Origin of the sequence: Slackia equolifaciens (assembly GCF_003725995.1) — a bacterium.
GTDB classification, from domain to species: Bacteria; Actinomycetota; Coriobacteriia; order Coriobacteriales; family Eggerthellaceae; genus Slackia; species Slackia equolifaciens.
Map to the genome: position 1 here is coordinate 56,818 of NZ_QIBX01000013.1, position 20,480 is coordinate 77,297.

Below are 20,480 nucleotides of genomic sequence, written 5' to 3' on the forward strand. Positions count from 1 at the left end.
CTGCTTGACCTTATAGAACATACTCAGATTTGAATTCTATACCTTTCGCATTTGGCAGGGAGATGGGTACGCTTCAGGCATCCTGCTCACAGGCGTTTCGCCCGGAGCATGATGCAACAAAGGGCGATTTGCTGCAGTTTTCAAGGGGTGTCCTGAGTACACCGCCGTTGGGCTTCGCGTTCCCCCAGGTCACTGCCTCGCTCCGATTGGGCTATTTCGGGAGGCGCGCGAAAACTGCAGCAAATCGCCTTTCGTTGTGCGTCATGGGCCCTTTGCCCGGTTTTTTATACCGCTGCGCCAAAAAAGTGAGCAACTGAAGCGTGCTTTATGCCGATGCAGCGTGCTGCGCCAATTTCGGGAAACAAAAAGGGACTCTACAGGAGCCCCTCGAGTCAAATAAGGCGCCGATCAAAAGAACGGTGCCTTATGCAGCAGAATGAAAATGTATGAGCGTACCCTGCGAAAGCAGATAGCTCGCTGGGGGTTGCTTAGCGTAAGCCCGCTAGAAACCCAACAGGGCAAATTAGTCCTGCTTCACCACCAAGACGTCGCAACGGAGGTTGCGGATCAGATAGGTGGAAACACTGCCAACGAATACGTACTTGATGTTGGAAAGACCGCGTTCGCCGCAGATGACCAAATCGGGCTCGAAGGGCTCGATGATCTGCTCGCTCAACGTCTCGGTGATGCGGCCGGCCTTGACCACCACTTCGACGTGGGGGATGTCCGGGTTGTTGCGGGCGGCTTCAAGCTGGTCGGCGATGCTCTCCTCCAGCTTCTCTTTCACGTCGGCCGCCAGCGCAGCAAAATCGGTGCCGGCTGCCTCGTAGGGGACAGAATCCACCACGTGGCCGAACAGAAGCTCGGCATGTTCTTTTGCGGCCAGCTCGATTGCGCGCTCTGCCACCATGTCCTGGGTTTTGCCGCCGTCCAACGCGGCGAAGATGCGCTTGTACTGAGACATGGGAAACTCCTAACTTCGGATACGCCCGCCATCCTTCGACGGGACGTTTTTATTGTATCACTCGGAGAAACGCGTCGCGCCGGAGCGTGCGCATGAGGTGCGAGCGTTATCCGATTGTTTACCTCGGGTGCGTCCTCCTCCCGCGCTTCTTGCTCGCGTTTAAGCCTCGTTCGTGGCTCCCGCCAGCATGCGGTCCACCTCGTCGATGTCGCTCTGCGTGGTGGCCCACGAGCAGGTCATGCGCACGATGGTGTGCGCCGCGTCGGGGCGTGCGGTTAGGTCGGCATCGAAGGCGCGGATAAAATCGTCAGCCGTATCGTTGTCCAGCAGGAGGAACAGCTGGTTGGTGCTCGAATTGCTGGCGAAGGTGTCGTAGCCATGGCGCACGAGCACGTCTTTCAGGCGCGCGGCCGCTTCTACGGAATGGCGTCCCATGGAGAAGTACATGGCCTCGTCGCCCTGCGCCTCCTCGATGCCTGCAGCGGTGCCGGCGGTGTCAAACAGCGTCGCAAACTGCACGCCCAGCAGACGGCCCTTGGCCAAGATGGCGCCACGCTGCTTCATGTAGTACTTGAAATCGCGTTGGATGGCAGGGTTGCGAATGACGATGGCCTCGCCGAACAGGGCGCCGTTCTTGGTGCCGCCTACGGTGAATGCGTCGGCGGCGGCGCACACGTCGGCAAGCGTGAGGTCGCATTCCTCGGAGGCCAAGCCGCAGGCCAGGCGAGCGCCGTCGATGAAGATGAGCAGGTCGTTCTTGTCGGCGTAGGAGCGCAGGTCAGAAAGCTGCTTAGCCGTGAAAACGGCGCCGAACTCGGTGGCGATCGACAAATACAGCATGCGCGGCTTCACCATATGGTGGTTGCGGCCGTGCTCATGCGCGCGCATTACGGCGTCGATGCCCTGGACGGTGAGCACGCCATCTGCGTCGTTGGTGGTGAGCACCTTGTGCCCCGTTCCCTCGATGGCGCCCGTCTCGTGCACGTTGATGTGGGCATCGGGCGCGGCAATCACGCATTCCCAGGGGCGCAGCGCGGCGCCGATGCAAAGCAGATTCGCCATCGTGCCTCCGCACACGAACTCGACCTGAAGGGCGGCGCCTGCGATATTCGCCTTGCGCAGGGCGCCCTTGGAATCGCTGTCCACGATGGCGCGGCGGATGGCGGTGCGTGCCTTCATGCACCAGGGGTCCTCCGTGTAGCCGATCTGCTGCTCGGCGTTGGTGCGAACGAGCGCATCCATCACGCGCGGATGCGCGCCCTCCATATAGTCATTGCGAAAGCTATGCATGGTAATGAGCCTTTCTGCCAAGGAGCCCACGCGGTGGCTCGCCATTTAGTGTGCGCGCTCCATTATAGGTTCGCTCGGATTGTTTGATGGGTTTCATCAACGGAGATATACATGTGCCGGAAAGATATATACACCGAAGCGAGAAGGGGGCCGAGGCTCTTGCGGGCTATATGGAATCGCAATTCTGCAGAGGGTCGCAGCCCTGCAAGGAATTGCAACCGCGTTTTCCGCTTCGCTGCTGCCGAGCTTTTTGCATGGATGGAAGAGATGGGCGGAGTGGCATGAAAGGCTTCTTTTGAGTGGAAGAATGCAAGGGTATTTAGTATCCATTAGAAACCTACATCAAATTGCATATCTGCAAGCTATTCGAAAGGGTTGAGAAATTGCGAATATGCGCAGATGGGGGAGTATAAAACGCGCCGGGTCGTGCTAGAATGCCAGACGCAGGCGCGTTAGCGCCATCTTTTGTGATGCCATCGTGAATTTCGCGATGAAATTCGTGCGCTTCCAAGAGATGTTGGGTATAATACTCGGCTGCCGCTTTATCAGGATAAGGGAAAAGGGAAGATACTTGGCGAAGCAAGACGTTATCGAACTCGAAGGCACGGTTCTCGAAGCACTGCCCAATGCAATGTTCAAGGTGGAGCTTGAGAACGGTCATCAGATTCTGGCCCATATCTCCGGCAAGATGCGCATGCATTACATCAAGATTCTGCCGGGCGATAAAGTGACCGTTGAGCTGTCCGTGTACGATCTGTCGCGCGGGCGCATCACGTATCGCTTCAAGTAACGCGCTTCCTCGCGCCGGCGAAAGCTGGGGCAAGGGGGCGCCTTATTGCGCTCTGAAGCAGGGGAGCGGAAACCCCAAAATCCGCCGGGCGGGAGTCCGTAACCATCCATATGACAATCATCGCCTGCGGCTGGGCGTGTTGCATAGAGTAAAAGGAAAACATGGTTCCCCTAGAGGCTTAACCGTCGCCGAAGGGAAGCCGCACATTCAAAGGAGACAAACATGAAGGTCCGTCCTTCGGTCAAGAAAATGTGCGACAAGTGCAAAATCATCCGACGCCACGGCAAGGTGCTCGTGATCTGCGAGAACCCCCGTCACAAGCAGCGTCAGGGCTAAGAGAGGAAGGCTAGTACTACTATGGCACGTCTTTTTGGTGTCGACCTCCCTCGCGAGAAGCGCATCGAGATCGGCTTGACCTATATCTACGGCATCGGCAACACCACCGCCAAGAAGATCATCGCAGAGACCGGCGTTAACCCGGATGTCCGCGTGAAGGATATCTCTGAAGAGGATCTCGGCAAGATTCGCGAGTACATTGACAAGAACCTCACCGTCGAGGGCGACCTGCACCGTGAGGTTTCTCAGAACGTCAAGCGCCTTATGGAGATCGGCTGCTATCGTGGCCTGCGTCACCGCAAGGGTCTTCCCGTCCGCGGCCAGCGCACGCACACCAATGCCCGCACCCGCAAGGGTCCGCGCAAGCAAATCGGCGGCAAGAAGAAGTAGGGGTATTTGACACATGGCTAAGAAGAACGTTCGCACCACCCGCATCAAGCGCTCCGAGCGCAAGAACATCGCGGTGGGGCAGGCTCACATCAAGAGCACTTTCAACAACACCATCGTTTCCATCACCGATCCTCAGGGTAACGTGATTTCCTGGAATTCTGCCGGCACCGTGGGCTTCAAGGGCTCTCGTAAGTCCACCCCGTTCGCTGCGCAGATGGCTGCCGAGCAGGCCGCCAAGACCGCCATGGAGCACGGCCTCAAGAAGGTCGCCGTCTTCGTGAAGGGCCCCGGCTCTGGTCGCGAGACCGCCATCCGTTCGCTGCAGGCCGCTGGCCTCGAGGTGGCCTCCATCCAGGATTGCACCCCCATCCCGCACAACGGTTGCCGTCCGTGCAAGCGTCGTCGCGTGTAGTTCAGAAAGGATCGAATCACTATGGCAATCAATAGGACCCCGGTTCTTAAGCGCTGCCGCCAGCTCGGGATCGATCCCGTCGTGCTGGGCTACAGCAGCAAGAAAGAATCCATTCGCCAGCCCAAGCGTCGCCGTAAGGAATCCGAGTACGGCATGCAGCTGCGCGAGAAGCAGAAGGCCAAGTTCATCTATGGCGTTCTGGAGAAGCAGTTCCGTAGCTACTTCAACAAGGCCAAGCGTATGCCCGGCATCACCGGCGACAACCTGATGCAGATTCTCGAGTCTCGTCTGGATAACGTCGTGTTCCGTCTGGGCTTCGCCAAGACCCGCAAAGAGGCTCGTCAGGCTGTGTCCCACGGTCACATCCTGGTGAACGGCCGTCGCGTGGACATCCCGTCCTTCCGCGTGCGCCCCGGCGATCTGGTGGCCGTGGCCCCCAAGGCCAAGGAAATGCTGGTCACCAAGAATGCTATCGTTGCCAACGCGAGCGTGCAGGTTCCTGCCTGGCTCGAGGTCGACATCGAGAAGCTTCAGGGCAGCGTGCTTTCTCTTCCCAACCGCGATCAGATTGATTTGGACATCCGCGAACAGCTTATCGTCGAGCTCTACTCCAAGTAATGACCCGCGGCTGATTAGGAGGCTTACAAACTATGGCAGAGTTCATGAGGCCAACCGTCACAACCGAAGAAGTGAACGACACCGTCGCGCGCTTCATCGTTGAGCCGCTGGAGCGTGGCTTCGGCTACACGCTTGGCAACTGCATGCGTCGCGTTTTGCTGTCCTCCTTGGACGGTGCGAAGGCTACCGCCATTCAGATCGAGGGCGTGCAGCACGAGTTCACCACCGCCGAAGGCGTCATCGAGGACGTTACCAACATCGTCCTCAATGTGAAGGGCCTGGTGTTCTCGGCCCTGTCCGAGGATTACACCGAGGCTACGGCCACCATCTCGGCCGAGGGCCCCTGCACGGTGACCGGTGCCGACGTGCACGTTCCCGCTGAGTTCACGCTGATCAACCCCGAGCATGTGATTGCGACCGTCGCCGATGGCGGCACGCTGAACATGTCCATCCGCATCGGCGTGGGTCGTGGATACGTTTCGGCTGAGCGCAACAAGCGCACCGAGGACCCCATCGGCATCATTCCGGTGGACAGCCTGTTCTCGCCCGTGCGCCGCTGCACCCTTGCGGTCAGCGACACGCGCGTGGGTCAGCGCACCGACTTCGACAAGCTGGTGCTCGAGGTGGAAACCGACGGCTCCATCGCCCCCAACGAGGCGGTGTGCCGCGCGGCCAACATCATCAACCAGTACATGGGTGCGTTCCTCGGCCTGGCCGATATCGTCGACGAGGAAGAGGGCGAGATTCCGTCCATCTTCGCGCCGGAGGGCCAGGAGGCCAACGCCGAGCTCGATAAGCAGATTGAGGATCTGGACCTTTCCGTCCGCTCCTACAACTGCCTGAAGCGCGCGGGTATCCACTCCGTGCGTCAGCTGGTCGAGTTCTCCGAGAACGACCTGCTCAACATCCGCAACTTCGGTGCCAAGTCCATCGAGGAGGTCAAGGACAAGCTGATCTCCATGGACCTGAACCTGAAGCAATAGCTACGAGGAGATTTACCGATGAGGCATTACAAGAAGGGCCGCAAGCTGGGCACCGATGCCGCCCACACCAAGGCCATGAAGAAGTCCTTGGTTCAGGCGCTGTTCCTCAATGACCGTATCAAGACCATTGAGTCGCGCGCCAAGGAAATCCGTCCCGACGTGGACCGCATCATCACCTGGGCCAAGCGCGGCGACCTGCATTCTCGCCGTCTGGCCATCGCCAAGCTGGGCGACAAAGAACTGGTGCGTGAGGTGTTCGCCAAGGTCGAGCAGGGCATGTGGGCCGACCGTCAGGGTGGCTACACTCGCATCATGAAGCTCGGCCCCCGCAAGGGCGACAACGCCCCTATGGTCATCATGGAGCTCGTGACCGAGCCCGTGGCCAAGAAGGCTGAGAAGGCCGAGGCTCCCGCCAAGAAGGCCGCTCCCAAGAAGGTCGAGAAGACTGAGGAGGAGAAGGTCGAAGAGGCTGCCGAGGAGAAGGTGGAAGAGGTCGAGGCCGCTGACGAGGCTAAGGCTGAAGAAGCCGCCGAAGCTCCCGCCGAGGAGGCCAAGGAAGAGGCCGCCGAGGAGAAGAAGGCTGAATAGCCCAAAGCTCTTTTGCTTGCAAAACGCCGCCCGTCTTGGGCGGCGTTTTTTGTCTCGCGTCCGTGTGTATTGCGTGCAGGTATGTGGAGGTCTGGGCAACGCGACGGCAACCGTTTGGCTCAGCGCAGCCTCGCGCCCCGTTTGTGCGCCTCAACGTGGTAGGATAGAAAAAAGCCCGAAATCGGGATCAACGCGAGCGGTTCTACGAGTTCTCGTTCGCACTATCATAAGGAGGGCATCATGTCTGAAATGGGTAAACTTATCAACGATGCCATCGACAAGGCGCAGGAGTTCGCGGGCGAGATGAAAGCCGCCGGCGACAAGGTGATCGACGCTATGCAGGAGCAGGCGCCGGCTGTAATGGAGAGCGCGCGAACGAAGACCGAGGAACTGCTCGACCAGGCGCAGAAGAACTTCCCCGAGGTCATGGATGACGCAAAGGCAGCGGCTGAGAAGGCGATGGACGCCACCAAATCCGCCGCTGAGAAGGTCATGGATGTGACCAGCCAAGTTGCCGATAAAACCATGGATGCCACCAAGGAGGTAGCCGATCGCGCTGCTGAGGCAACCAAGGCAACGGTCGAGCGCATTACCAAGAAGGACGAGGAAGAATAAGCATTCCGTCCGACCGGTACTCGTAGAAAACGCATGATGCATGCAATCGGGAAGGGGGCTTCGGCCTCCTTCTTTTATACTGGTCGAATGCCGCATTCGAACGAACATACTATGCTTCCCGACCCCCGTATCTCCATCATCGCCACGCTCGCATACTGCATCGCGGTGTTTCTGGTGGACACGTGGACCGGTATGGCCGTGTTTGCGATTGCCGCCGTTTGGGCGCTTGTTGCCGTAAGGGTGCGTATCGGGCAGGTCTTCAAGAGCATCATCCCGCTTCTTTTTATTCTGCTGTTTACCGTTCTTGCCCATATTCCGCAGGGCATCGACGAGGGGCTCTTCTATGCCGCACGTATTCTCTTGCTTGCGCTCGCGACGCTCGGTGTGGCGTTTTCCTATGATGATTCCCAGTTCGTGCGCGCATTCTCATCGTTCGGGCAGCCGATGCGCGCCCTGCGTGTGCCCGTGGATGACATCGCCACCATGTTTTCCATCGCGCTGCGGTTCATCCCCGCGGGCATGGAGGAATTCAATCGCGTCGCGAATGCCCAGCGCAGCCGTGGCGCCCGGTTAGACGAGGGCGGAGCAATCGCGCGCGTGCGTCTGTGGGGCAACGTGCTGGTTCCTATGCTCGTGGGGCTGTTTCGCCGTGCGGGCGTGCTTGCCCAAGCGATGGAAGCGCGTTGCTACGGCAGCGCCGCGCGCCGCACGAGCCTCCATGGCGATGAGCACCTGGGTGCAGGCGGCATCGCGGTAACCGTGCTAGTGGCTGTTGCTCTTGTCGCGCTGGGGATTGCTCTGTAGAGGTGCTGAGTTTGGTGCGCCGCATGATGGGCTTCAAAGGCGCGGAGCTCGAACGCGTTCTGGCCTTGTTGCATGGGAGAATTGTGCGCAAGACGACAAGCTTTCCGCACTCTGGTGTCGTGTGGCACGGTTTCGCAGAAGTGGCGTGGTTTGCGGGAGTGGTGGGTTTGCAGGGCTGGCGTGGTTTGCAGGACTGGCGCGGTTTCGCAGGTTGCGGCGTCCGTCCCTTTCGGCTTTTCCGCGTAAGGCGCAACGCGCGCTCACTCGCCAATTCTCGTCGGCGGGAACTTTCGGCTCTTCTACGCAAGGTGCAACGAGGTTTTCCACAGGGCTCTCTTGCGACGCAAAACCTTGCCGAACACCCCTTTGAGTCTTGCCAAAATCTTGCGCATTTCTGCCTACATTCTTGCAACGTCTTGCCTGTTTATATTCTTAATCTGACCAGGTAAAACAGGACGGTAACAATAATGTGACGAGCTATGGAAATGCGCAATGCGGCTCCAAATGCATCCCGCGAGCGTATAGCCTCAGTGCATGGCAGTGGTTCTTTCCGACATATCGGCGGCTCTCTATTGGGAGGCGTGCAATCCGCGCGTGGCGCGACCGCACCGTGTGCGCCTGCTCGACGAATTGCGTCCTCCCGACGCCAGGGCTATTTCGTGCGTCGATGCGGCGCTTCCCTTCCTTGCGGAAGATAAGGTTCATTATCTTGTAAGCTCTCAATCCAAGAGGCACGTTGCAAATCGAGTCGCGTGCCATTCGTCGTCCATGAGCTTTCCTCCGGGGTCATTCTTCCATATTGAGGACGAGGTGTACGTGGTTGCTCCAGAACTCAGCTTTATTCAGATGGCTCGATGCCTTCCTCTTGAGCAGCTGGTGCATTACGGCATGATGCTGTGCGGGGTGTACTATCGGACGCCCGTCTCCATTAACGAGGGTTTTGACGGACGGCACATAAAGCGGAGAACAGGTCAGAGGGATGCTCTGGTGACTTTGGAGGACTTGGCCTTCTACGTACAAAGCGCCCCTCATCTTCACGGGGCGGCAAAGGCGAAAAAGGCGCTTCGTCATATCATCGACAAGAGCCGATCGCCGATGGAGACAAGCCTTGCAATGGCGCTCTGCCTTCCGTACCGGCTTGGCGGCTGTTCGGCCCCGAAACCTTCCATGAATGCGGCGATCTATCTTGATTCGAAAGGGGTAATCGCGGGCGGGGTTCGCCGAGACTCAAAAGGCATGCCGTACCTTGAGTGCGATCTTGCGTGGGATGCGCGCAGGGTGATTGTGGAATACCACGGCGATGAATCGCACTTTGGCAGGGAAGGGGTAGCGAGAGACGTGCGAAAAGCGAACCTTCTTCGTGCGGCTGGCTATGAATACTACGCCCTCACTCGCGAGGCGTTCGCATCCACTTTGAAGTTCTGGGAATTTGCGTCTAAGCTCATGAAAAGTTTGGGCCATAGGCTCCAACCGGGGGTGACGGATTTTGAGAAGAGGAACGAGGCCCTGCGCAAGACCCTGCGCAACGATTATTTGCATGCGTGTCGCAGGCGCCAATGCGTTCAGGGGCAGGTGCGGATGCCGGATGAGCGCGAGGTGCAAGGGTGCGAAGCGTAGGGAGTTGTATTGAGCTGTTTCAACATCGCGGACAGCGAGCGGCCCTGAATCATGCGGCGACCGGCATCCCCTCCTCCCGCCGCGCCGTCTCGTCCATGCGCGCCATGAAGGCCATGCCATCGAAGATGGTGAGCGCGAGGTGCGCAAGGGGCGAAGGGATCATGCGCGGCATGCATGTCTGTCGAGGCCCTTGTATCCGGCGCCCGGCGTAACGGCGCTCGGCGTAACGGCGCGTTCGGCATTCGCTCCTATCATCCATGCTTAGTGGAAGCTTGCTTCACCGACGCATCGGCGTCGTCGACCGTCGGCTATCATCCATGCTTAGGGAAGCTCGAGTTCTATTGCTGAAAAAGTCGCGTTTAGCGAGGATTCAGGGTCCATCTGCTGAAAAAGTGGCGTTTAGCGAGGGGCGTATTTGCTGCCGAAGAAAGCAAGATAAGAATGAGCCTCAATGACCTGGGAAAATGCGATAGAAACATGTGCGGCAATTGCGCGAAGCGAGTTTACGAAGGGTCTCAGTCTCGCTAAACGTGACTTTTTCAGCAACGAGACATCCAAATCTCGCTAAACGCGGCTTTTTCAGCAGAGGGGGAGGTCGAATCACGCTCAATGCAGTCTCTTCAGCAAGAAAAAAAGTCGAGTTTCTCTGAGCGCAACAGTTTTATCGGGGCAAGTTGCGCACGCAAAAGTCCTCTGTTTGCGCCAATCGCATATTTGGGGATATCCGCCTGCCTACGCGTGCACAGCGCACTCAAAAGTGTGGTATACAATCAGGGCATCCGTGTGGATTGGCACGGAGGCGCGCGCATAAAGCCGAATGCACCCGAGGATTCGGCGCGGCGGGCGCGTTGCATTCAACGAAATGAGGAGGCATTCTCACATGAGCATCATCTTCGATGTGTACGGTCGCGAGGTCCTGGATTCGCGCGGCAATCCCACCGTCGAGGTAGAGGTCACGCTGGATGACGGGTCGTTTGCCCGCGCCATCGTTCCCTCCGGTGCGTCTACGGGCGCGTTCGAGGCCGTTGAGCTGCGCGATGGCGACAAGGAACGCTACCTGGGCAAGGGCGTGCAGAATGCCGTTGCCAACGTGAACGAGGAGATCGCCGAGGCGCTTATCGGTATGGATGCATGCGATCAGCGCGCCATCGACGCCGAGATGATCGAGCTCGACGGAACCCCCAACAAGGGTCGCCTGGGCGCGAACGCCATCCTGGGCGCATCGCTTGCCGTTGCTCGTGCCGCCGCGGAGTCTGCAGAGCTGCCCCTCTACAAATACGTGGGGGGCGTCAATGCAAACGTGCTGCCTACGCCTATGATGAACATCCTCAACGGCGGTGTGCACGCCGATAACAACGTTGACTTCCAGGAGTTCATGATTATGCCCGTGGGTGCGGAAAGCTTCGCTGAGGGCCTGCGCTGGTGCGCCGAGATCTACCACACGCTCAAGAAGGTTCTGCATGATGCGGGCCTGGGCGGCGGCGTCGGCGACGAGGGCGGCTTCGCTCCCAATCTCAAGACCAACGAGGAGCCGCTGAAATATATCGCCGAGGCGTGCGAGAAGGCCGGTTATAAGCCCGGTACCGACATCATGTTCGCCATGGATCCCGCTTCCACCGAGTACTACAATGCTGAAACCGGCATGTACGAGCTTGCAGGCGAGGGCGTGTCCTATACCAGCGAGCAGATGGTTGACTACTGGGAGAAGCTGGTGGACAAGTACCCCATCATCTCCATTGAGGATGGCATGGCCGAGGAAGACTGGGACGGCTGGAAGATGCTGACCGATCGCATCGGCGACCGTGTGCAGCTGGTGGGCGACGACCTGTTTGTCACCAATCCCGCACGCCTGAAGAAGGGTATCGAGCTGGGCGTGGCCAACGCCATTCTGGTCAAGGTGAACCAGATCGGCAGCCTGACCGAGGCGCTTGAAGCCGTGCAGATGGCAAAGCAGGCGGGCTATGCGTGCGTAATCAGCCACCGCTCTGGCGAGACGGAGGACACCACCATCGCCGACCTTTCCGTTGCCACCAACGCGGGCCAGATCAAGACGGGCGCCCCCTGCCGTTCTGACCGTATTGCCAAGTACAATCAGCTCATCCGTATCGAAGAGGAGCTTGAGGGTTCCGCTCAGTATGCTGGCATGAATGCGTTCTACAACATCAAGCGCTAGGTGTTGGTCGGTCGCCCGTGTTTTGGAAAGCCCGGGCGAGGCGTAAGCCGGGTGCTGGCTGCCCAACTCGTGCGTCTACCTTCTCTTTTTCGATTGGGCGAGGCGCAAGCTGGGTGCTGGGGTTTGGGCAAGCCCGGGATATGGCGCAAGTCGGAGTTGGGTCGCATGCCTTAAAAGAGGGCTCGCTGGGCTTGGGTGTATCGCACGCCAGGCGTTAAAGCCGAAGAATGCCTGAATGCGAGTGCAAGTTGAGCCATTTGCCCTGCACAAAGCTCCGTGCGTTTCAATATAGCGGCTGACCTACTCTTTTGGGGCACATAGCGGCTGACCCACTTTCGGGTCGGCCGCTTTTTTGTCTTTCGCGCCTCCGGGTGAAAAAGATGGCGATATGCTGCAGTTTTGCCCGGCAGTCTCGAGTAGCCCGAAATCGCCGGCTTTCTGAGCTGGGGAGATGCGCGGTGCATCGTGCGGATACCCGGAGGCGTCCCGAAAAACTGCAGCATATCGCGGTTTGTTTTTCCAGAAGGATTTTCGGTGTGGCTCGACCGACGATGACGGGCTCCACCAGGTGCTTTTATGGACATTGTTGCTAAGGACTCTAAATATGTTTCTGAGCCTGTTCTTATCAGGCGTGGCAGGGTGCGTTGTATACACCGACGAATCGTATCCTGCGTTCCGAGCGCTTTGGGATGCGAATCATGGAGCAAACTTAAGGGAGTGCTGACCGAGGCATTTCAAAGCGCGACTCCCAGCCTTGCCCGTAGAGTCCCTTTTCTGAAAGTATGCATAAATAGCTCACTTTTATGCAAAAAAAGGAGGATATATTCTTATTTTTGCGACATACATTCATCGATATGGGGTATATTGTCTGAATCCGACGGTTTTCGAAGCGGCGGATTCAAAGGCAAGTGCAAGGAAAGCAGGGTATTATGTCAGACCTCTCGCAGGGCGGTGGCAACAAGATCAATGACCCCAATGGTCTTTCGCTTCCGCATCTTATTGCTGCCGTTATCGCGGCCGTTGTGGGCGGCGGCGTGTTCACTATGGCGGGCGACATGGCTGCCGCGGGCGCCAACACCGGAGCCGTGCTCATTGGCTGGCTCCTGTGCGGCATCGGAGTATTTTGCCTGATGATGTGCTTCTTCGGTCTGAGTCGCTACAAACCCGAGCTCACCGGCGGTATTTTTGCCTATGCGCGCGCTGGTTTTGGCAAGTTCTTGGGGTTCACCTCGGTGTATGGCTATTGGGTAAGCTGCCTGCTGGCAACGGTGTCTTATACCGCGCTCATGTTCTCCAGCTTGGCGTATTTCTTCCCGGTATTCGGCGAGGGCAATAACCTGCCCTCCGTTATTGGCGCTTCTATCATCACGTGGATTTGCTGGGCGCTTGTGGTGCGCGGCGTGAAGGTGGCCGCTACGGTGAACATCCTCACCACCATTTCCAAGGTCGTGCCGCTGTTCGTTGCGATTGTGGCCATCATCCTGTCGATGCATTTCGACCCCGCCGTGTTCATGGACAACTTCTGGGGCGAGCCCGATGGCCTTCCGCTGTGGGACCAGATTCTGGGCGTTGTTGGCGTGAGCATCTGGATCTTCCTGGGTATTGAAGGCGCCATCGCCATTTCTGGTCGTGCGAAATACAGCAAAGATGTGGGTCGTGCCACCATCATCGCGTTCTGCGGCATCCTTGCCACCTACCTGTTGGTTTCCATCCTTTCCATGGGCATCATGCCGCGTGCCGAGCTGGCTGAGCTGGCCAATCCGTCCATGGCTGGCGTGCTCGAGGCATGCGTGGGCCCATGGGGCGGCGCGCTGATCAGCCTGGGTGTGGCGCTTTCGCTTTTGGGCTCCATGCTGGGCTATACGATTCTCTCATCCGAGGTTTCGTTCGAGGCGGCCGAGCAGGGCGCATTCCCCAAGGCGTTCGCCAAGCTCAGCAAGACGGGAGGCCCCTTAGTCACCTGCACAGTGAGCTGCGCCATCGTCCAGCTGTTCCTCATCGTCCAGCTGTTCAGCGAGCAAACCTACCAGTTCTTCTACAGCGTGAGCGTGTCCATGATTCTGGTGCCGTACTTCTTCGCCACGCTGTTCGCGTTGGTGTGCGCTGTGAAGAAGGATGGGTATGCAAACGCCAGTTCCAAGATGGTGTGGTTCTATCGCGTGGCGGGCCTGATTGGCTTTTTGTACAGCGTGTTTTTGGTGTATGCGGGCGGTATGCAGGGCCTGATGATCACCACCATTCTGTTTGCGCCCGGCATCATTCTGTATGCGGTGGGCGAAAAGCAGCGCGGTGAAGCGGTGCTGCCCAAGGCCATCGACAAGGTAGTCGCTGCCGCTATCGTAGTGTTCTTCGCGGTGAGCATCGTGCTGATAGCCACGGGACAGATAAGCGTGATCTAACGGCGCGCAGCCAAAGCCAAACCAATTAATGGAAGCGGTCTGCACTTCGGTGCGGGCCGCTTCTTTTGTGGTACCATGGTGAGACAGCTCAAAGCATTACATGAACTCTAAACACACCACGATGCACCGAGGAGCGCTCTTTTCTTATGGCCCGTCAAGGCAGCAACATCATCTCTTTCGATGACGCGAAGCGCTACGCTTCTTCTCGTTCATCTGCGGAAACGCACCGTTCTTCTGCAGATTCCCGCTCATACCGTGCATCCGATTCAGGCGCCTATGCGCCCTTGGACGCTTTCGACGATATCACTCCTTTCGAGAGTCCGTTCGCCTCATCGGGCGGCAGCGGCAGGCGTTCATCTGCAAGCGCATTCCGCGCGTCGCGTTCAACCCCAAGCGGGCGTTCCGCGCGTTCTGCCGAGAGCGGTTTTTCCACCGTGTCTCGTTCGGGGCGCATCTCCCGTTCTGCCCCAAGCTGGTACGACGCGGATGAGTCCGTGGACTCCCGTTCTACGCGCACTTCTCGCTCGCCGGCGCGTGGCGCGTTCTCGGCCGACCGCGACGCCACGCCCCGCCCTGCGGTGGAATCTTACGACGAGTTTGTTGAGGAAAACGACCTCCCTGCGCGCGATTCTCGCCAGGGAAAGAAGAAGCAGCGTCTCAAGGAAAAGGCCGAGAAGATGTTCGCTCGTCAGTTCGGCTCCTCGGACGCTTCGACGGAATCCGGCTCTCGAGCAGCCGTTTACAAAGGCGAGATGGGCAGGAGCCACAAGCGCGCCTTCGCCGAGATGGGCGGAACGCAGCGCGGCAGCCGTTCGAATGCTCGCGGCAAAGCGGGCAAGTCTCACAGGGTTCGTTCGTCGACGGCATCGCGCATAGCGATTGCCGCGGGATGCCTGGTGTGCGTGGCGGCGGTTTTGCTGTTCTTGTACCCAACCGCCCAGCAGGTTTATCTTGAATCGCGCGAAGAGGATCGCCTGCAGGCCGAATACGATGCCCTTACGGCGCGCAACGACGCCATGCAGGATCGCATCGATTACCTCAAAACGGACGAGGGCATTCAAGACGCTGCCCGCCAGCAGCTTGGATGGGTCAAGGAGGGCGAGACGGCCGTCGTGGTCGAGGGTCTCTCCGAGGATTCATCGAGCGAGGACTCCAGCGTCAACATTCAGATTGTAAGCGGAAGCATTCCCGCACCTCAGACATGGTATTCGCCGGTGCTTGACGTGATATTCGGTTATTCCGATCCTGCGACGGCGCAAAAAACGACGCAGGATGCGTCTTCGCAGGAGGATCAAGCGACGTCCGCCGATAGCGAGTCAGCGTCCGATACCAGCCAAGAGCAAGGCTCGTCGACGGACGAAAACAGTGAGGGCGGTGCGTCGGAGGGCGACCAGCAGTAAGCGGTTCGAAACGGGGGAGCGGCATGCGCGTTGCAGCTATCGATATAGGCACCGTGACCAGCAGGCTTTTCGTGGCGGACGTGTGTGAGTCCGGCCTGCAGACGGTTGTCAGACGAAGCGTTATCACCAACCTTGGGGAAGGCGTCGACGCGACAGGCATGCTTTCTGCCGAGGCCATAGACCGCACGGTGGCGACGGTCGCCGACTACAAGCACGCCATCGATGAATGTTCCGCTGAGGTCCCCGTCGACCGTATCGTGGCGCTTGCCACCAGCGCGAGCCGCGACGCAGGCAATTCTGACGAATTCGTCCAGCGTCTGCGCAAGGTTGGTGTGGAGCTGACGGTTATCCCCGGCGAGCGAGAGGCGTATCTTTCGTTTCTGGGAGCGTCAAGCGATTTTCGCGACGAGGACCTGCTGTTCGCTGACATTGGCGGCGGCTCCACGGAGCTTGCATTCGGCCGCGCGTCCACGGGGGATGACCCTCTCGTTCCTGAGGTCGACCTGCGCGCAAGCCATTCGTTCAACATCGGCTGCCGCCGCATGACCGAGCGATTCCTCAAAAGCGATCCTCCTTCGGAAAGCGAGCTCGCCGCGGCGCACGATTGGGCAATCGAGACGCTTCAACCGTTCTTTGAGGGCGATGGCTTCGCCTGCGAACGACTTGTTGCCGTCGCGGGCACGCCCACGAGCGTGGTGGCGGTGCGCGACGCGCTTGTTCCTTATGATTCGGAGAAGGTGCATGGCGTGCAGGTGGCGCGCGCCGAGTTCGATAGCGTGGCGCAGCGCATGTTCGCGCTCCCGCTTGCCGAACGCATGCGCGTGCCTGGCATTCAGCCTAAACGCGCCGGCGTGTTTCCGGCGGGAGCCGTGATCATGGGCGCGGTTATGGAACTCGCCGGCGTGGACCGATTCACCGCAAGCGAGAGCGATATTCTCAAGGGAATTGTGCTCGATGCGGCGCGCAGCGCTTCGGCCAAGGCTGCAAGTTCGACTTGCTAATGGGTACGTTTCGTGTCCGAGGGCAGGTCTCGGCCACTTTTTGCTATTATGGTTAATTGCGCCTTTAAGGCGTGCGCTCGAAATGTGGGGGCGTGGCGGAATTGGCATACGCAGCGGACTTAAAATCCGCCGCCGCAAGGCTTGTGGGTTCGAGTCCCACCGCCCCTACCAGGTCGGGAAGTGGAACGATCGCCGCATTGATTTGGGACCCAGCGGTGGGGCTCGAACCGATGAGGTGGATTTCCGTCGAGAAAACTGCCCGGTGGGCAGTTTTCAGGAAATCGCCCGAGGGCTTCAGCCCGAGGGGTCCGGGCCGCCGCAGGCGGCGCGGGAGTCCCACCGCCCCTACCAGGTCGGGTCGCACATATCTATTAAGCGGAAGTAGAAAGCCCGAGGCATGACGGCAGCTGAAATGAGAAAAGCAAGCATGGAAGAGCTTCTGGAGGCGGTCGCCAATCCGCCTGCGACGTTCGAGGAGTATCTGGATTCCTACGCGGATACCGTTGGAGATCTGGTCAACACGTTCATTCCTCGCGGCACCCATCCCGATATGGACAAATACCTCTACGACCCGCTGCTCAAGTACAGCCAAAACGGCGGCAAGCGCCATCGTCCCCTGATTTGCTTCGCGGCATGCGTGGCGGTAGGCGGCGATGTGCGTCAGGCGGCATCGGCAGCATCGGCCATCGAGCACTTCCATACGGCGGCGCTCATCCACGACGACATTGCCGATGAGGCAACGCTGCGCCGCGGCGAGCCCTGCCTGCACCTGACTGAAGGCATCGGCATCGCCATCAACGCCGGCGACCTTGCTCTTTCCCTGGTCAACGGAAGCGTAGTGAAAGATCCCAACCTTTCCGACGCTATCAAGGTGCGCGTGGTAACCGAGCTCATCGAAATGACGCGCCGCACCATCGAGGGCCAGGCGCTTGACCTGGGATGGGCGCGCGACGAGCGCTACGATATCACCCCCGAGGATTATCTGGTCATGGCTACGCACAAGACGGCGCACTACTCGGGCGCCGTGCCTCTGGCAATCGGCGCCATCATCGGCGGCGGCACCGAGGCTCAGATCGAGGCCCTGCGCAACTACGGCTTGGATACGGGTCTGGCGTTCCAGATCCAGGACGACCTTCTTAATATCGAGGGCGACCCTGAGACTGTGGGCAAGGATTTCTGCAGCGATATTACCGAGGGCAAGCGCACGCTCATGGTGGTGCATGCCCTGCAGAATTCGTCGCAGCGCGACCGTCTGATCGAGATCCTTTCCAGCAAGACCACCGATCTTGCAACGCTGGCGGAGGCGGTTTCGATCATGCGCGAGAGCGGGTCGGTCGAATACGCGCGCAACTACGCCGAAAATCTCACAAGCATCGCCAAGAATCGCCTGGTTGACATGCTGGACGAGAGTCCGGCGCGCGACCTGCTGATTTCCATGGCTGATTATTTTGTTAACCGTTTAAAGTAAGGCATACCCATGACCGAGCAGACCATCTATCGTCAGGATTCCGAAGGGGAAGACTTCGAGCTGGGCGAGCGCCTGTTGTACTTGCGTACGCCCAATTTCCGAGGGCGCGACGTGGAGGCGCTGCAAACGGCGCTGGGCGCGTTGGGCTTCGCTACGGGCGGCATCAGCGGCACATTCGGCGCCTACACCGAGGGTGCGCTGCGCAAGTTCCAGGTGAACATGGGTCTTGAGGCCGACGGCATCGCCGGGGTGGAAACCTACGCTATCCTCAAGAACCTGCACAACGCGTGGATGGATAAGCCTCAGATCGAGGACCATGCGTATATGGGCTTCGCTCGCGCAGCGGGTGTGCTCGAGCACCACGCCGTGTGCCTGTTCGGCACGGATGCCTTCTCTCGCAAGGTTGCCTCGTATATGTCCAATCTGGCACTTGCCACCAATCCGCGTTCCAAGATGGTGAGCGCCGAGACGCTGCTCGTTCCGCCCGATGCGGATATGCTCCTTGCGCACATCGTGTGCGAGGGCGCGGCGATCGATCAAGGCACGCCGCGCGTGGTGTGCGACGATGCCGCTTCGCTCCCGCTGCGCATTTCGAGCGCCATCGACCGCGCGCGGGAGACCGTTCAGGAGGGGCGTCCGCTGCGCATCGTGATCGAGGTCGCGGGGGCTGCTGAAGGCGCCGATGAGGCGCGTAGGGATCAGGTTGCGCACCATGATGCCATCACGCTGCTCGACGCGTTTTGTGCTGCGTTTTCGTAAAGGGGACGGGTTTTTCCTGCGTTATGTGAACGCTTTATGACGCATGGATGGCGAAGAGGCCGCGCGCAACGCGCCGTTTGCCTAATTTTGTTAAGGTATGCATGTTTTTTGCATTTGTAAAATCGCACGGAGGGCTTGTGCATATGGCTGCGAACAAAACTAATCTGACGAGGCGTGCGTTTATCGGAGGCGCCGCGGCGTTCGGCGCCGTGTCGATTGCGGTGCCGCGCGTTGCCCTGGCCGAGCCCACATCCGCAGACGTGCAGGCTCAGGCCGATGCTGCGCGTGTCAAGCTCGACGATATGCAGAAGCGTCTGAATCAGGCTTCGGACGATTATTACACCGCCCTCGAAGAGCACGATACCGCCACCGCCAAGATGGACGAGGCGCAGGCGAAGATCGATGACAACAACGTAAAGATCGCTGAGCTCCAGGAGAGCCTGGGCGGCCGCGCCCGCGGCATGTACCGCGACGGCCAGATCACCTTCCTCGACGTGCTCCTGGGCTCGTCTTCCTTCGACGACTTTTTGAAGAACTGGGATATTCTGCAGACCCTCAATGAGTCCGATGCCAACCTGGTGGCACAGACCAAGACCCTGCGCGAGGACAATGAGAAGCAGAAGGCCGAGTATCAGGCTCAGGCCGATACCGCCAAGCAGAAGATGGACGAGGCCGAGGCCATTAAAAACGAGGCGGAAGGCCTTGTTGAGCAATACCAGGCCGAGGTGGATTCGCTCGACGCCGAGGTGGCAGAGCTGGTGGAACAGGAACGCCAGGCTGCGGCCGAGGCCGAAGCTGCTCGCCAGCGCGAGGAGTTCGAGCAACAGCAGGAATCCAACACCGACAACACCAGCAACGAGACCAACAACGGCAATAACGATACCGGAAACGACACCACGGACGACTATACTCCTCCCGCGGACAATGGCGGCGGGTCTTCGTCCGGTGGCTCCACGGGTGGAGGCGGGACCCCGAACGCCGCGGCTCTGAGCGTTGCAGCGGGCTTTTTGGGCGTGCCCTACGTATGGGGCGGTGACGATCCGAGTGGTTTTGACTGCTCTGGCCTGACTAGCTATTGCTACCGCGCGACGGGCTACGAAATCGGTCGCACCACGTATGCCCAGTACGCTTCGGCGAACTACATCATGTCTCTCTCTGAGGCGCAGCCGGGTGACGTGCTGTACAATGGCGGCCATGTGGGCATCTGCTCCCAGGCGGGTGGCGGTGAGTACATCCACGCTCCCGCGCCTGGTCAGGTGGTGTGCTATTCCACCTGGTCGCAATTCTATTGCGCCCTTCGTTGGTAATTGCTGCGGCGGCCCATGAGGCCGCCGTTTTTAATGCGCCGTCCTTCGGGGCGGCGCTTTTGGTTTGGCGCACGGAGTCGATCCCACCCGGGCGGTGCTTTTGCCCCCGGAGCGCAAAAGACGTTCCCGCCCGTGCAGCGCTTTTGCCCCCGGAGCGCAAAAGACGTTCCCGCCCGAACGGAGCTTTGTTTCGAGGCGCAAAAACCGTTCCCGCCCGAACGGAGCTTTGTTTCGAGGCGCACGGAGTCGATCCCACCCGGGCGGTGCTTTTACTCTGGAGTGCAAAAGTCGTTTCTGCTCGTATGGCGCGTTGCGTTGCGAAAAGGGGCTGACAATATTCCGTAATTACCGGTACACCTTCGGCGCCATTTGCTCTTGCGTTACGGAGATGGGCTTATGCTGGCAATAATTCGGAGTATGTAATCCTAAAAACTATAAAAGGGACTGCGGACGAAAAGTTGGACGCGATTCACGCGTCCGGAAGGGGGTCCGCATGTATGATAGGGACGTGGTGGAGCTTGCGCTGCTCGCCCTGGAGGAGGGCATGACGCACGCCGAGGCCGCCG

Annotated in this window: 19 protein-coding genes and 1 tRNA gene; 18 read left to right on the top strand and 2 right to left on the bottom strand. The window is 59.2% G+C overall.

Going from position 1 to position 20,480, the window contains the following annotated elements; all coding sequences use genetic code 11:
* Window positions 1–523: 523 nt before the first annotated feature.
* Both DMP06_RS07730 and DMP06_RS07735 read right to left on the bottom strand, forming a co-directional pair.
* Window positions 524–964 carry a universal stress protein gene (locus DMP06_RS07730; RefSeq protein WP_123209165.1) on the bottom strand — a complete coding sequence of 147 codons (441 nt, stop codon included), beginning with the start codon at window positions 962–964 and terminating at the stop codon, window positions 524–526.
* A gap of 159 nt (window positions 965–1,123) precedes the next feature.
* The gene (locus tag DMP06_RS07735) at window positions 1,124–2,254 is read right to left on the bottom strand and encodes a threonine aldolase family protein (protein ID WP_161957864.1); all 1,131 of its coding nucleotides are present in this window, start codon (window positions 2,252–2,254) and stop codon (window positions 1,124–1,126) included.
* Window positions 2,255–2,825: 571 nt separating this feature from the next.
* On the opposite strand from DMP06_RS07735, the gene infA reads away from it, so the two are divergent.
* From infA to DMP06_RS07825, 18 genes are all read left to right on the top strand, one after another.
* The gene (gene infA, locus DMP06_RS07740) at window positions 2,826–3,044 is read left to right on the top strand and encodes a translation initiation factor IF-1 (RefSeq protein WP_123209167.1); all 219 of its coding nucleotides are present in this window, start codon (window positions 2,826–2,828) and stop codon (window positions 3,042–3,044) included.
* Window positions 3,045–3,266: 222 nt separating this feature from the next.
* Window positions 3,267–3,380: a 50S ribosomal protein L36 gene (rpmJ, locus tag DMP06_RS07745; protein ID WP_006363204.1), complete on the top strand. Its 114-nt coding sequence runs from the start codon at window positions 3,267–3,269 to the stop codon at window positions 3,378–3,380.
* A 21-nt stretch (window positions 3,381–3,401) separates the two neighbouring features.
* Entirely contained in the window at window positions 3,402–3,770 is a 369-nt protein-coding gene (gene rpsM, locus DMP06_RS07750) for a 30S ribosomal protein S13 (RefSeq protein ID WP_123209168.1), read from the top strand.
* Window positions 3,771–3,783: 13 nt separating this feature from the next.
* Window positions 3,784–4,182 carry a 30S ribosomal protein S11 gene (gene rpsK, locus DMP06_RS07755; protein ID WP_123209169.1) on the top strand — a complete coding sequence of 133 codons (399 nt, stop codon included), beginning with the start codon at window positions 3,784–3,786 and terminating at the stop codon, window positions 4,180–4,182.
* A 21-nt stretch (window positions 4,183–4,203) separates the two neighbouring features.
* Entirely contained in the window at window positions 4,204–4,800 is a 597-nt protein-coding gene (rpsD, locus tag DMP06_RS07760; RefSeq protein WP_123209170.1) for a 30S ribosomal protein S4, read from the top strand.
* A 32-nt stretch (window positions 4,801–4,832) separates the two neighbouring features.
* The gene (locus DMP06_RS07765) at window positions 4,833–5,783 is read left to right on the top strand and encodes a DNA-directed RNA polymerase subunit alpha (protein ID WP_123209171.1); all 951 of its coding nucleotides are present in this window, start codon (window positions 4,833–4,835) and stop codon (window positions 5,781–5,783) included.
* 18 nt (window positions 5,784–5,801) lie between these two features.
* On the top strand, window positions 5,802–6,371 hold the full coding sequence (gene rplQ, locus DMP06_RS07770) for a 50S ribosomal protein L17 (protein WP_123209172.1): 570 nt from the start codon (window positions 5,802–5,804) through the stop codon (window positions 6,369–6,371).
* 240 nt (window positions 6,372–6,611) lie between these two features.
* Window positions 6,612–6,986 carry a hypothetical protein gene (locus DMP06_RS07775; RefSeq protein WP_123209173.1) on the top strand — a complete coding sequence of 125 codons (375 nt, stop codon included), beginning with the start codon at window positions 6,612–6,614 and terminating at the stop codon, window positions 6,984–6,986.
* Window positions 6,987–7,097: 111 nt separating this feature from the next.
* Window positions 7,098–7,790, top strand: a complete 693-nt coding sequence (locus DMP06_RS07780) for an energy-coupling factor transporter transmembrane component T family protein (RefSeq protein WP_161957865.1) — start codon at window positions 7,098–7,100, stop codon at window positions 7,788–7,790.
* Between the two features lie 534 nt (window positions 7,791–8,324).
* Window positions 8,325–9,407: a hypothetical protein gene (locus tag DMP06_RS07785; RefSeq protein WP_148042512.1), complete on the top strand. Its 1,083-nt coding sequence runs from the start codon at window positions 8,325–8,327 to the stop codon at window positions 9,405–9,407.
* Window positions 9,408–10,287: 880 nt separating this feature from the next.
* Complete coding sequence (gene eno / locus DMP06_RS07790) at window positions 10,288–11,580, top strand: phosphopyruvate hydratase (RefSeq protein ID WP_123209176.1); 1,293 nt, start codon at window positions 10,288–10,290, stop codon at window positions 11,578–11,580.
* 929 nt (window positions 11,581–12,509) lie between these two features.
* Window positions 12,510–13,979, top strand: coding sequence for a basic amino acid/polyamine antiporter (locus DMP06_RS07795; RefSeq protein ID WP_123209177.1), 1,470 nt, complete (start codon window positions 12,510–12,512; stop codon window positions 13,977–13,979).
* Between the two features lie 146 nt (window positions 13,980–14,125).
* Window positions 14,126–15,379 (top strand): FtsB family cell division protein, encoded by a 1,254-nt coding sequence (locus DMP06_RS07800; protein ID WP_123209178.1) that lies wholly within the window; start codon window positions 14,126–14,128, stop codon window positions 15,377–15,379.
* Window positions 15,380–15,402: 23 nt separating this feature from the next.
* Window positions 15,403–16,380, top strand: coding sequence for a Ppx/GppA phosphatase family protein (locus DMP06_RS07805; protein ID WP_123209179.1), 978 nt, complete (start codon window positions 15,403–15,405; stop codon window positions 16,378–16,380).
* A gap of 86 nt (window positions 16,381–16,466) precedes the next feature.
* Window positions 16,467–16,551, top strand: a tRNA-Leu gene (locus tag DMP06_RS07810).
* A gap of 226 nt (window positions 16,552–16,777) precedes the next feature.
* On the top strand, window positions 16,778–17,848 hold the full coding sequence (locus DMP06_RS07815; RefSeq protein ID WP_123209180.1) for a polyprenyl synthetase family protein: 1,071 nt from the start codon (window positions 16,778–16,780) through the stop codon (window positions 17,846–17,848).
* A 9-nt stretch (window positions 17,849–17,857) separates the two neighbouring features.
* The gene (locus tag DMP06_RS07820) at window positions 17,858–18,607 is read left to right on the top strand and encodes a peptidoglycan-binding domain-containing protein (protein WP_123209181.1); all 750 of its coding nucleotides are present in this window, start codon (window positions 17,858–17,860) and stop codon (window positions 18,605–18,607) included.
* Window positions 18,608–18,750: 143 nt separating this feature from the next.
* Window positions 18,751–19,914 (top strand): coiled-coil domain-containing protein, encoded by a 1,164-nt coding sequence (locus DMP06_RS07825; protein WP_123209182.1) that lies wholly within the window; start codon window positions 18,751–18,753, stop codon window positions 19,912–19,914.
* Window positions 19,915–20,480 lie beyond the last annotated feature (566 nt).

What these genes read in the sequence shown, in the direction of transcription:
- DMP06_RS07730 (WP_123209165.1), bottom strand. Translation starts at nt 964, where the DNA reads ATGTCTCAGTACAAGCGCATCTTCGCCGCGTTGGACGGCGGCAAAACC.
- DMP06_RS07735 (WP_161957864.1), bottom strand. Translation starts at nt 2,254, where the DNA reads ATGCATAGCTTTCGCAATGACTATATGGAGGGCGCGCATCCGCGCGTG.
- rpmJ (WP_006363204.1), top strand. Translation starts at nt 3,267, where the DNA reads ATGAAGGTCCGTCCTTCGGTCAAGAAAATGTGCGACAAGTGCAAAATC.
- rpsM (WP_123209168.1), top strand. Translation starts at nt 3,402, where the DNA reads ATGGCACGTCTTTTTGGTGTCGACCTCCCTCGCGAGAAGCGCATCGAG.
- rpsK (WP_123209169.1), top strand. Translation starts at nt 3,784, where the DNA reads ATGGCTAAGAAGAACGTTCGCACCACCCGCATCAAGCGCTCCGAGCGC.
- rpsD (WP_123209170.1), top strand. Translation starts at nt 4,204, where the DNA reads ATGGCAATCAATAGGACCCCGGTTCTTAAGCGCTGCCGCCAGCTCGGG.
- DMP06_RS07765 (WP_123209171.1), top strand. Translation starts at nt 4,833, where the DNA reads ATGGCAGAGTTCATGAGGCCAACCGTCACAACCGAAGAAGTGAACGAC.
- rplQ (WP_123209172.1), top strand. Translation starts at nt 5,802, where the DNA reads ATGAGGCATTACAAGAAGGGCCGCAAGCTGGGCACCGATGCCGCCCAC.
- DMP06_RS07775 (WP_123209173.1), top strand. Translation starts at nt 6,612, where the DNA reads ATGTCTGAAATGGGTAAACTTATCAACGATGCCATCGACAAGGCGCAG.
- DMP06_RS07780 (WP_161957865.1), top strand. Translation starts at nt 7,098, where the DNA reads ATGCTTCCCGACCCCCGTATCTCCATCATCGCCACGCTCGCATACTGC.
- DMP06_RS07785 (WP_148042512.1), top strand. Translation starts at nt 8,325, where the DNA reads ATGGCAGTGGTTCTTTCCGACATATCGGCGGCTCTCTATTGGGAGGCG.
- eno (WP_123209176.1), top strand. Translation starts at nt 10,288, where the DNA reads ATGAGCATCATCTTCGATGTGTACGGTCGCGAGGTCCTGGATTCGCGC.
- DMP06_RS07795 (WP_123209177.1), top strand. Translation starts at nt 12,510, where the DNA reads ATGTCAGACCTCTCGCAGGGCGGTGGCAACAAGATCAATGACCCCAAT.
- DMP06_RS07800 (WP_123209178.1), top strand. Translation starts at nt 14,126, where the DNA reads ATGGCCCGTCAAGGCAGCAACATCATCTCTTTCGATGACGCGAAGCGC.
- DMP06_RS07805 (WP_123209179.1), top strand. Translation starts at nt 15,403, where the DNA reads ATGCGCGTTGCAGCTATCGATATAGGCACCGTGACCAGCAGGCTTTTC.
- DMP06_RS07815 (WP_123209180.1), top strand. Translation starts at nt 16,778, where the DNA reads ATGACGGCAGCTGAAATGAGAAAAGCAAGCATGGAAGAGCTTCTGGAG.
- DMP06_RS07820 (WP_123209181.1), top strand. Translation starts at nt 17,858, where the DNA reads ATGACCGAGCAGACCATCTATCGTCAGGATTCCGAAGGGGAAGACTTC.
- DMP06_RS07825 (WP_123209182.1), top strand. Translation starts at nt 18,751, where the DNA reads ATGGCTGCGAACAAAACTAATCTGACGAGGCGTGCGTTTATCGGAGGC.